Here is a 9,818-nt window from a genome sequence, read left to right as displayed (position 1 = left end):
CTCAACGTCGAGGTGCTGTCCAGCGACGGCATGTCGATCGAGATGCGCGACACCGACGAGGACGTCTTCCGCGCCGCGGAGGAGCTCGGTATCGACCTGTCCCGGCGTGAGCCGAGCAGCGTGGAAGAGATCTGACCACGTCACGGCAGGCCGTCCCGCCGGTCCCCGAGACCGGCCGGGACGGCCTGCCCGACGACGGGCGGCCCGAGCTTGACGGGCTCCTATTCGAAGCGCGCGTTGTCGGGCGCGGTCATGCGCCTGAGCAGCGGCAGGGCCGTGAGAATCACCAGGAGGGAGGCGGCCAGGCCACCGCCGACGGACGCGAAGTAGACCGGTCCGGGCATCGCCAGGGAGGCGCCCCTCATCGCGAGCTGGTCGATGAGCGGTTCGGCCACCCCGAAGCCGGCCGCGGCGGCGAGCACGGCGGCCAGGACGAGCGGCAGCGCCGATTCCAGCAGCACGACCGTGGCCAGGGTGCGCGTGGGCGTCCCGGCCAGCCGCAGCAGAGTGAACGGCTGCCTGCGCTCCACCAGGCCGCCGCCGACCGTCACCACGAGGCTGCAGCCGCCGGCGATCAGGGTGAGCGCCACCATGGCCAGTGCGACGCTTTCCGCCCGGGTGTACAGGTCCGTCCTGACCTGGGCGACCTCGGCGAAGGTCATCGGTGCCTGGGCGGTGTAGGCGGCCAGCAGGGTGCGCAGCCGCTCCAGCGTCGCCGTGTCGTCCGTGCGGACCATGACGGCCGTCAGGTCGAGCCCGGTGGCGGAAACGGACTGGCTGGTGGGTCCCGCCAGGGGGAGCAGCTTGTCGATGAAGAGAGGGTTGTCGGCACCGACGAGACGGTCGAAACGGCCCATCACGGCCTGCGCGCCCGCGGGGCAGCGGCCGAGCACGGGGAAGCGGGCCAGGTACGAGCACTCGACGACGGAGGTCGCGGGTGGCACGTCGTCAGGGGGCGGGCCGAGGCTCTCCAGGTCCGCCCTGGCGTAGATGGGCAGGACGATCACGCCGGGGTGGGCGCGTAACCGGGCGAGCAGGTCCGCCGCCGCCCGCGGTGGCAGGCCGTCCATGCCGGGCCGGGAGAACGTGGCGCCCAGCACGCCGTTGAGCGTGCCGCCGGCCACGGCCTGCTGGCCCGTGACCACCGCGGGTACGAGCGCCGCGATCGTCGTCCCGATGAACACCGCCAGCACCAGCCCGCTCACCGACCTGAAGGCCCCCTTCGGGTCGGCGGCCAGGCGCTGGGCGGCCAGCAGCGTCGCCGCGCCGCGGGTCAGCCGGGCGGTCAGGCGCGCGGCCAGCATCGTCAGCCATGGCCCGGCCAGCACGAGGCCGATCATGACGAGGGCGATCCCGGCGTCGGTGGGCAGGGCGTGGAGCTTGCCGCCCTGGAACGCCGGGCCCGCGAACAGCCCCAGCCCGGCCAGGAGCGGGATCATCCGCCAGGCCCTCGGCGACGGCGGTGCGGCCTTCCTGGCCACGCCGAGCGGTGAGATCCGCACCCGGCGCAGCGACCACAGCGCGGCGCCGGCCGCGACGAGCGGCACGCCGGCGAGCACGGCCGCGTACTGCCAGGGGGCCGGGACGGCCAGCTCGGGGAAGAAGCGCGACCCGGTGACCCGCACCGCGGCCACCGCCGGCCGTACGAGCTGGAAGAGCACGACACCGGCCAGTGCGCCGAGCAGCGCGCCCAGCGCGGCGTCCACCGCGGCGAGCGTGTTGATCTGCCGGGAGGTGGCGCCGGCCAGCCTGATCGCGGCGAAGCGCGTCTCGCGACGGGCGGCGGCCAGGCGGGTGGCGGTGCCCACGAGCACCAGCAGCGGGACGATCAGCCCGACGGCGGCGATGCCGAACCCGACCTGATAGGCGTCCGTGTTGTCGTCCACCGCGGGCTCGGTGGCGACCGTGTCCACCTGCCGGGTGCCGAGCACGGCGGCGACCTGCTGCGGCGTCCGCCCCACCACGACGACGAGCTCGTCGGGCCCCGACAGCGCGGCCTCGCCGATCAGGCCCGCCCGCGTTCCCGGGAAGCGGCCGGCGAGCTCCTCCCGTGGCGCGGAGTCCAGCAGCCCGGCCAGGGCGGGCGAGGCGTAGTACTGGCCGGGGGCGGGCATGCGGGACAGCCCGGGGATGACCGGTGCCCGGCCGCCGAGCGCCGCCGCGTCCAGCCTCCTGATCCGCCGGCCGGCGTAGTAGTCCTCGCGCAGGTTCCACAGCGCGCCGCCGGCGGTGGCGTCCAGGGCCCGGCCGCTGGGCGCCGTGCCCTGCGTGCACTCCCAGCAGGGGCGGTCGTTGGTGGCCTGGAAGGCGTTGAAGAGCGACAGCGTGGCCAGCAGCACCGCGACGCCGACCGCCACCCCGGCCGCGATCAGCGACAGCCGGGCTGCCGTCTCCCTGCCGCTGCTCAGCGACAACCGCAGTCCCAGCAGGATCATCGGACGATCCCGCTCGCGTACGGGTCGGTCACCTTGCCGTCGCGCACGACGACCTCCCGGTCGGCGCAGGCGGCGACCCGCGCGTCGTGCGTCACCACGATCACGGTGGCGCCTTCCTCGCGGGCCAGGCCCACCAGCAGCTCCATCACGTGCTCGCCGGTGAGTGAGTCGAGCGCGCCGGTCGGCTCGTCGGCGAAGATCACCCGCGGGCGGGTCACCAGCGCTCTGGCGATCGCCACGCGCTGTGCCTGCCCGCCCGACAGCTCCCCGGTACGCCGGCCGCCCAGGCCGCCCAGCTCCAGCCGCTCCAGCCAGGAGGCGGCCAGGGCGTAGGCGGCCCTGCGCCTGGTCCGGCCGAGCAGGAGCGGCAGCGCCACGTTGTCGGCCACGGTCAGCTCGGGCACGAGCTGACCGAACTGGAAGACGAAGCCGAAGGCGGTGCGCCGCAGCTCGCTGCGGCGGCCGTCGTCCAGCGTGTCGAGCCGCCGCCCGTCGAACCACACCTCGCCGCTGTCCGGGGTGAAGATCCCGGCCAGGCAGTGCAGGAGCGTCGACTTGCCGGAGCCGCTGGGACCCATGATGGCCAGGGTCTCGCCCGCGGTCACCGACAGGCTGGCCTCCCGCAGCGCGGGCGTGTTGCCGTAGGAGCGGCTGATCCCCTCGGCGCGCAGGAGCGCGTTGACGATCATCAGCGGCGCACCGTCTCCGCCAGGGCCCCCAACCGGGCCTGCGTGACGTCGATCCACCGCAGGTCGGCCTCCAGGCGGAACAGGGCATGGTCGGCGAGGAGCATGTCGACCAGCGCGGCGTCGCGCTTCAGCTCGGTCAGCTCCCGCATCCGCCGCAGATGCGTCGCGCGCTGGGTGTCCAGGTAGCCCGCCGCGTCGCGGCCCAGCATCAGCGCCAGCACGACCTTCGTGAACAACACCGTCTGCAGGTACGGCTCGGCCGCGACCGGCTCGGCCAGCCACGCCTCGACCTCGTCCTTGCCGATCGGGGTGATGACGTACTGCTTGCGGTCCGGGCCGTCGCCCGGCTCGTTCTGCCCGGCGGTGACCTTGCCGTCCCTGGCCAGGCGGGCGAGCGTGGAGTAGACCTGTCCGAAGGGCAGGGGCTTGCCCCTGCCGAAGTAGGTGTCGTAGTCGCGCTTCAGGTCGTAACCGTGGCTCGGTTCCCGCTCAAGGAGGCCGAGCAGCGCAAGAGGGACGCTCATGGAACGAATATACTCTGAGTGTATATCCGCCAGTGATACGCGCCTGCTCCGTTCTGGGCGACGACAGCTCTCGTACGGAATCGGTCGCCGGCAGAGCCCTCGCGAGGCTCCGCCGGCGACCGATCACCTCATGCCGGCCTGCCGGTCAGCCGCAGTGCTCGAAGCCGCTCGTGTACGCGCTGCTGCCGATCGAGCCGCCCCACTTGACGCACTGCCCCGACGCGGAGCGCTTCACGGGACCCGCGTAGTACTGGTAGCTGCCCGAGTCTGTCGTCCTGCTCGACCCCTGCGGCTCCAGGAACGCCGACATCGACGTCGACGAGCTGAGGTTCGTCGTCTTCAGCGTCGCGACGCAGTTGTAGCCGTTGCCCGAGTTGTAGAGCAGGTACACGCGGCCACCGGTGAGCGCCGCCGAGTCGATGACCGAGTAACCGCTGCCGCAGACCTCTTCGGGGGTGTGCGGGTTGCCGCTGCCGCCGCAGGAGTTGGTGCTGGTGATGGCCTTCTTCTGGCCCAGGGACACGGTCACGCCCTCGACGGTGGGGCTGGTGTCCATCGCGCCGCCGGAGGTCCGCTGCTCGTAGTGCAGGTGCGGGGCGTTGGAGCCGCCGGTCGAGCCGACCGTGCCGATCACGGTGCCCTGGCTGACGCTCATCGAGCTGCCGGCCGACTTCACCATGCTCGCGAGGTGGGCGTAGCGGGTCCTGGTGCCGTCACTGTGACGGATCTCCACCCACTGGCCGTAACTCGTGCTTCCGGCGTTGTAGAAGTAGGCGGTGCCGGCGGCGGTGGCACGCACCGTCTCGCCGTTGATGTCGTCGCTGCCGTAGTCCTGCCAGTCGATGGAGCCGGAAGGGTTGTGCGCGGGGGTCCCGGTCCAGTTGTTGGCGTAGAAGGTCTTCCCGCAGTTGAACGGGCTCTTGTGGGAGACGGCCAGGGCGGTGCTGCTCTGCGCTGACGCGGCCTGGGGAAGCAGGACGGCCGTGAGGCCGACGAGCAGGACCGGGATGGCGGATATGAGGGTCTTGGGCCATGCCGGCCTGGGGGGTGTGGGCATGCTCACCTCTCTGAACAGGTGCTTCGTATTGGGGGGATACGGTTGGGCGCCCAGAAGGTCGATCAAGAAGCTACCGTTGAAAGTTCTCTTCATCAATCTTTGTCGAAATGAAATTTTGCGGCTTGTACCGCCGGTTGCCGGGCCGGCCGTCGGCGCCGAGCGATCATGAGCCGATGAACAAGTATGCCGTCAGGCACGCCAAAAATCATGGATCTGGTCGTGCCTTATTCGGGCGCACGTCCCGGTACGGCGGATCCTCGAAGTGCTGCCCGAGCCGCTCCTCCCCGGAAGCACCTCGACGTGGGCAGACCGTCAGCACAGGAGGCCGCCGTTCTCCGGGGTCTCGCCGTAGGAGGCGGAGATGTCGATGCCGTATCCCCGGACGCCGTCGACGCTGTGCCCTCCCAGTGAGAGGAAAGCCGTGACCTCGCCGATCCTCTTGGTGTAGCAGACGTCCTGGGAGGGCTCGTCACTCACGACGGGCCGCCATCCGTCCGTCCTGACGGCGGTCTCGTAGAAGGAGGTGTACTCCTCGCGGGTCCCTGTGAACTCGTAGAACCTGCCCGCGTACGGGAACGGGTCGTCTGCGAAGCACCCGGCGTGGCGGTCCCGGACGACGGCGCCGTCCGGATGAGCGGTGAGGATCTTCTGCGCCGCCAGCACCGGGACGACGCCTGCCTCCGTGGCGCCGCACTCCGGACCGGTGGACGTCCCCATGGTCGCATACGCCAGCCCACCCAGGAGAAGGGCCGTTCCTGCTGCTCCGGCGGCGATCTTCCCGAACCGGGAGCGGCGGACCCTCATGTCCGGAGCGTATCCGAAACGATCACAAGTGCGTGCGCGGGAGACGCTCACCTCACTCTTTCGTGCGTCGAGTATCGCTGCCGCAGGCGACGGATCCCTGGTATGGGTGGAACATGATCTACTCGCGTCGGGCAGTCCAAGTCGCCGTGCTCACCCTCGTGGCCCTGCCGATCGCCGCCGTCATCGCCACCCCGCCGGCGGCGGCCGCCCCGCGTAAGCGATCGCAGGCCGAGGCCGGTGCGCTGGCCCGCGGCATGCTGGCCCAGCTGAGGGTCGCCCGGCCGTTATCCATCCGCGGCTACAGCCACCGGCGGTTCCAGCCGCGCTGGGCCCACCACAAGGGCAGGTGCGACGTGCGCGAGGTGGTCCTGGCACGCGACGGGCGCCAGGTGCGCAAGAACGCGGCCTGTCACCCGGTCAAGGGCGTCTGGTACAGCCCGTACGACGGGAAGCGGCTGAAGAGCGAGCGGCAGGTCGACGTCGACCACGTCGTGCCGCTCGCGTACGCCTGGCGCTCCGGGGCCCGCAGGTGGAGCGAGGCGCGGCGGCGGGCCTTCGCGAACGACCTCACCCGGCCGGAACTCGTCACGGTCAGCCACTCCGCCAACATCGCCAAGGGCGGGCAGGGGCCGCAGAGCTGGCGGCCGCAGCGTCGCGCCTACTGGTGCCGCTACGCGACCTCGTGGATCACCGTGAAGCACCACTACCGGCTGTTCGTGACCCGGAGCGAGAAGGTGGCCCTGCTCAACATGCTCCGCACCTGCCGCTGACACCGGGAACCGGGCCCGGTCAGGCGGGCTCTGATCGGGTCCGGGTTCGGGCTCGGCCAGGTGGTAGCCCGCTTCCTAAAACGGGTGGCTTCAGGTGGTCCGTTCCTGGGACAGTTGATCTCGCCGAAGCCTGCATAGCTCAGTCGGCGAGAGCGCCGCACTCATAATGCGGAGGTCCCAGGTTCGAGTCCTGGTGCAGGTACTCAGGTCGCCCCGTCGCGAACCGCGCTCAGCGTCGTCGTCGTCCCTGAGCGAGCATCATCCGCATGTCCGATGGCGGGTGCGCGAGAAGCTGGGTCGCGAAGTGCTCGAAGATGTTGAGTATCGCGCTGTCGGACAGGCTCTGCAATTCTCGTTCCTTGTGCACGAACGGCTGCAACGACCGCCATATCTCGACATAGCGCCGGTGCAGCAGGGTGCCCACGAATTGCTCATCGATGATGTCGAGGTAAGCCAGAATGGCGTAGAGCTGGAAGAAATACCCGATGTCATAGATCTTCCGCTGCACCTCATCGTCAAGCCCCGATATCCCTTTGTCGCTGGACAGCTTCGGTAACTCGTCGCGGATGAAGGCGTAGTTGCGGTGGAACTCCAGCGATCGGAACTCTTCGAGGAGGTCGATCAGCGGTTCGATGTGGTTCCCGTGCCGCTGCGCCTTGAACTGGTTGCGGGAGATCCGCGATGAGGCCACCACCGCTGAGATCGATACGATCACGGCTCCGATGTTGATCAACACTGAGACGTCCATCAGCCATCCTTGGGCAGCCCGGCCACGAACTCATGGAATATGCCATTGACCAGGTCGGGACGCTGAAGATGCGGCCAATGGCCGTGACAGTTCGGCCGCAGGTCCACGACGGAGATGAGTGGGTTCAGCGATCGCAGTACCGTCAGGTCAGTGTCTCGCCTGCTGCGTACGTAAAGCATCGGCGCCGGACAGCGCCTGCACAGATCCACGGGGTCGAAGGCCAGGATGTCATGCCAGAAAGGCCGGACGACCCGCTCCGAGGCCCGTTCGAGCGTTCGCAGCACCTCGGCACGCAGGCAGGCATCGCCGGCTTCGTCATCGGGTCCCCAGGAATCTCTCATGGAGGCCATGTAGTGACGCCGCCAGTCGCCTGTCTCGGACTCCTCCGCGCGACGCCTGTTCACCCGCCGGTCGGCGGCGGTGAGCGCCATATTGCTGTCGATCAGCAGGACGCCGGAGACGAGATCAGGATGGGCCACGGCGATGTCGAGTGCCACGAGCCCTCCGGCGCTGTGTCCGACCAGAACGACGCCCCTCAGTTTCCGCACGCGCAATTCGTCGAGGACCGCGTCCGCCATCGACTGGACCGTGTACGCGCCGGTCGGCGACTCGGGAGAATCGCCGTGTCCGGGAAGGTCAAGGCTGAGGAGCCTCAGTCCGGGATTCAGCCCCTGCCACTGGCCCGCGAACTGGCCTCGATCACATCCCAGGCCGTGCAAGAACACCATCGTGGACGAGAGGGAGGTTCGTAGCGGCTCCCGTTCGCTTGCGGCAAGCCGAGGGAAGGAACTGGCCGTGGCACCGAGCATCGCAGTGACCTCACAAGAGAACCGCATCGGTTACCGGCACAACGTGCCGGCCGCCGCCGACGGTTCCCGGCCACCGCTGTGGCAATCGCGACGGGGACCTTGGAAGCTGTTTCCGAACTCCTCCGAACCCGGAACTGCGCGGTCATGGGGGAGGGTTGCGCCAGCCAGTCCGAGCCGGCGCGAAGCCAAGATCCTCCGAGAAGCGCCGTGCACAACGCATCCGCCCTGCGAGCGCCGACGAGCTTGATGCAGAGCTCTTGGAGTGGCCGGGCGAAATGGCGAACTTCTGCTGCGGCCTGCTGAACAGCCGAATCCAACGACCGGCGGGCGATCCGAGCAAGCTCGGGGCCCGGACCGTGTTCGGTCGGACCGGTCAGCAGGAGCTGGTCGCCGTCCGCTGTGACGTTGAGCCAGGGATGGCCGATCCACACCGTCGACGGCGAGTGCCCGCGATGCCGGGCGGCGTTGCGCCAGCTTGCCAGGTCCGTGAGGTCGCCGCGGCAGCCCGGCGACACGAGAGGTCGCCCAGCCACCCGACATCCTCGACAGTGCCCTCGGCGGCCAAGCGCTCCGCGACGTCGTCCGCACCGAGCGAGCGCTGGAGCGTTGCCCGAACCAGCAGGCTCAGGCGGCGTTCGTCGAGGCAGCCGGACAGCGGGATGAGCCGTGCGCTGCCCGGCAAAGGGTCCGGCAACCCTGCAGTGGCGATTCGGAGCTCCGCCGCGCGCACGAGGTCGAGCAACGGAATGCCATCGATGACGATTTCTTCGTGGTCGCTGCCCGGCCGGAACTCGATTTCTTGCACTCCTGCCTCCTGATCGAGCGATCGTCCAGTACATGTGCACGTTCTGGCGTGTCATGGGGGTGACCGAGGCCCAGTGCGCGGAGATCAGGATCCGCTCGTTCATGGAGATTGATGACCTCTCTGCGCTACGATAAATGAAATACATATTCCAGATAAACAGAAGGCTCATTTCAGATGTCAACAGGTCGCAGGGCCGACGCCGTACGCAACAGGGGGCTCGCGCTCGAGGCCACCAAGACGCTGCTGGCCAGGCCCGGCGTCACCCTCACCGTCGAGTCCATCGCCAAGGAGGCCGGCGTGGGGACGGCCACCGTGGTGCGCAGCTTCGGCGGCAAGGAGGCGCTCATCGACGCGGCCGTGTCCGCACTGCTCGAACCGGTGGTGCGGCGCGCCAGGGACCTGCTGGAGCAGAACGGTCCGGAGCAGGCACTGCGGACGTTCCTCGCCGAGCTGATCGCCTTCCAGTCCGCCCACCATGCCATCAACGACCAGCTGACCGGCATGGACCTGCCCGCCACCACGGCTCGGCGGGCGGAGCTCGTGCGGGTCATGGAAGAGATGATCGCCGGGGTCCGGGCGAACGGCGGCATCCGGACCGACATCGACCCGGCTGTCACGATGGTCATGCTCGGCGAGGTCGTCTACGCGTTCGCACGCTCGCAACCCGCGTCGCCCGAGCTGGTCGACGGCTTCATCACGGTCGTCATGGACGGCCTGCGCCCCCAGCCGCCCGCCCGTTGAAGGCGGGGCGTCAGAGCAGGGTCCTGAGCTCCTTGCGTGACGGGAGGCCGAGCTTGCGCAGGGCGCTGGAGACGTGGCTCTCGACCGTGCGCCTGGACAGGAACAGCTCGGCGGCGATCTCCTGGTTCGTCTTCCCCGCCGCCGCCAGCAGCGCCACCTCACGCTCCCTCGACGAAAGGATCTGGCCGTGGGACGGGCGGCCGCCGCGCCAGGGGTACGGGATGGGCACGCCGTTCCGGCGCATGACGCGGCAGATCCGGGCGATGTCGCGGTCGGCGCCCATCGCGCCGTACAGGCGCAACGCGCCCTCCAGCAGCCCCCCGCCGTCAGCCGCCGATGCAGCGCCGCCGCCGTCAGCCGTCGATGCAGCGCGGCCGCCGTCGGCCGCCGCGGCGCCGCCGTCGGCCGCCGCGGCGCCGCCGTCGGCCGCAGCGCG

11 protein-coding genes and 1 tRNA gene are annotated in these 9,818 nt (G+C 69.9%); 3 read left to right on the top strand and 9 right to left on the bottom strand.

Annotated elements, in window-relative coordinates; genetic code table 11:
- Nucleotides 1-221: 221 nt before the first annotated feature.
- From ABZS51_RS41315 to ABZS51_RS41295, 5 genes are all read right to left on the bottom strand, one after another.
- Complete coding sequence (locus ABZS51_RS41315; protein WP_355453435.1) at nucleotides 222-2,435, bottom strand: FtsX-like permease family protein; 2,214 nt, start codon at nucleotides 2,433-2,435, stop codon at nucleotides 222-224.
- Nucleotides 2,432-3,124, bottom strand: a complete 693-nt coding sequence (locus ABZS51_RS41310) for an ABC transporter ATP-binding protein (protein ID WP_355453432.1) — start codon at nucleotides 3,122-3,124, stop codon at nucleotides 2,432-2,434. Before ABZS51_RS41310 ends, ABZS51_RS41315 begins: the two co-directional genes overlap by 4 nt.
- Complete coding sequence (locus ABZS51_RS41305) at nucleotides 3,124-3,648, bottom strand: PadR family transcriptional regulator (protein WP_310707678.1); 525 nt, start codon at nucleotides 3,646-3,648, stop codon at nucleotides 3,124-3,126. The genes ABZS51_RS41310 and ABZS51_RS41305 overlap by 1 nt, the downstream gene beginning before the upstream one ends.
- Before the next feature lie 145 nt (nucleotides 3,649-3,793).
- Nucleotides 3,794-4,705 (bottom strand): M23 family metallopeptidase, encoded by a 912-nt coding sequence (locus ABZS51_RS41300; protein WP_355453429.1) that lies wholly within the window; start codon nucleotides 4,703-4,705, stop codon nucleotides 3,794-3,796.
- A gap of 312 nt (nucleotides 4,706-5,017) precedes the next feature.
- Nucleotides 5,018-5,509, bottom strand: coding sequence for a hypothetical protein (locus ABZS51_RS41295; protein WP_355453426.1), 492 nt, complete (start codon nucleotides 5,507-5,509; stop codon nucleotides 5,018-5,020).
- Between the two features lie 113 nt (nucleotides 5,510-5,622).
- On the opposite strand from ABZS51_RS41295, the gene ABZS51_RS41290 reads away from it, so the two are divergent.
- Together ABZS51_RS41290 and ABZS51_RS41285 are read left to right on the top strand one after the other, a co-directional pair.
- Nucleotides 5,623-6,279 carry an HNH endonuclease family protein gene (locus ABZS51_RS41290; protein ID WP_355453423.1) on the top strand — a complete coding sequence of 219 codons (657 nt, stop codon included), beginning with the start codon at nucleotides 5,623-5,625 and terminating at the stop codon, nucleotides 6,277-6,279.
- A gap of 128 nt (nucleotides 6,280-6,407) precedes the next feature.
- Nucleotides 6,408-6,481: transfer RNA gene (locus ABZS51_RS41285), tRNA-Met, on the top strand.
- Nucleotides 6,482-6,508: 27 nt separating this feature from the next.
- On the opposite strand, the gene ABZS51_RS41280 is transcribed toward ABZS51_RS41285, so the two are convergent.
- The 3 genes from ABZS51_RS41280 to ABZS51_RS41270 all read right to left on the bottom strand — a co-directional run bounded on the left by ABZS51_RS41280 (nucleotide 6,509) and on the right by ABZS51_RS41270 (nucleotide 8,641).
- On the bottom strand, nucleotides 6,509-7,027 hold the full coding sequence (locus ABZS51_RS41280; protein WP_355453420.1) for a hypothetical protein: 519 nt from the start codon (nucleotides 7,025-7,027) through the stop codon (nucleotides 6,509-6,511).
- Nucleotides 7,027-7,755, bottom strand: coding sequence for an alpha/beta hydrolase (locus ABZS51_RS41275; protein WP_355453417.1), 729 nt, complete (start codon nucleotides 7,753-7,755; stop codon nucleotides 7,027-7,029). The genes ABZS51_RS41280 and ABZS51_RS41275 overlap by 1 nt, the downstream gene beginning before the upstream one ends.
- 454 nt (nucleotides 7,756-8,209) lie before the next feature.
- Nucleotides 8,210-8,641, bottom strand: a complete 432-nt coding sequence (locus ABZS51_RS41270) for a hypothetical protein (protein WP_355453414.1) — start codon at nucleotides 8,639-8,641, stop codon at nucleotides 8,210-8,212.
- A gap of 174 nt (nucleotides 8,642-8,815) precedes the next feature.
- Between ABZS51_RS41270 and ABZS51_RS41265 the strand changes: the two genes are divergently transcribed.
- Complete coding sequence (locus ABZS51_RS41265; RefSeq protein WP_355453412.1) at nucleotides 8,816-9,382, top strand: TetR/AcrR family transcriptional regulator; 567 nt, start codon at nucleotides 8,816-8,818, stop codon at nucleotides 9,380-9,382.
- Between the two features lie 10 nt (nucleotides 9,383-9,392).
- Here the strand turns inward: ABZS51_RS41265 and ABZS51_RS41260 are convergent.
- A partial coding sequence (locus tag ABZS51_RS41260) for a helix-turn-helix transcriptional regulator (protein ID WP_355453409.1) occupies nucleotides 9,393-9,818 on the bottom strand: 426 nt, incomplete at its 5' end.

This window comes from Nonomuraea sp. NPDC005501 (assembly GCF_040605905.1).
Lineage (GTDB): Bacteria > Actinomycetota > Actinomycetes > Streptosporangiales > Streptosporangiaceae > Nonomuraea.
The sequence above is the reverse complement of the archived record's forward strand: the minus strand, read 5'-3'. Positions and strand labels throughout refer to the sequence as shown.

What these genes read in the sequence shown, in the direction of transcription:
- ABZS51_RS41315 (WP_355453435.1), bottom strand. Translation starts at nt 2,435, where the DNA reads ATGATCCTGCTGGGACTGCGGTTGTCGCTGAGCAGCGGCAGGGAGACG.
- ABZS51_RS41310 (WP_355453432.1), bottom strand. Translation starts at nt 3,124, where the DNA reads ATGATCGTCAACGCGCTCCTGCGCGCCGAGGGGATCAGCCGCTCCTAC.
- ABZS51_RS41305 (WP_310707678.1), bottom strand. Translation starts at nt 3,648, where the DNA reads ATGAGCGTCCCTCTTGCGCTGCTCGGCCTCCTTGAGCGGGAACCGAGC.
- ABZS51_RS41300 (WP_355453429.1), bottom strand. Translation starts at nt 4,705, where the DNA reads ATGCCCACACCCCCCAGGCCGGCATGGCCCAAGACCCTCATATCCGCC.
- ABZS51_RS41295 (WP_355453426.1), bottom strand. Translation starts at nt 5,509, where the DNA reads ATGAGGGTCCGCCGCTCCCGGTTCGGGAAGATCGCCGCCGGAGCAGCA.
- ABZS51_RS41290 (WP_355453423.1), top strand. Translation starts at nt 5,623, where the DNA reads ATGATCTACTCGCGTCGGGCAGTCCAAGTCGCCGTGCTCACCCTCGTG.
- ABZS51_RS41280 (WP_355453420.1), bottom strand. Translation starts at nt 7,027, where the DNA reads ATGGACGTCTCAGTGTTGATCAACATCGGAGCCGTGATCGTATCGATC.
- ABZS51_RS41275 (WP_355453417.1), bottom strand. Translation starts at nt 7,755, where the DNA reads ATGGTGTTCTTGCACGGCCTGGGATGTGATCGAGGCCAGTTCGCGGGC.
- ABZS51_RS41265 (WP_355453412.1), top strand. Translation starts at nt 8,816, where the DNA reads ATGTCAACAGGTCGCAGGGCCGACGCCGTACGCAACAGGGGGCTCGCG.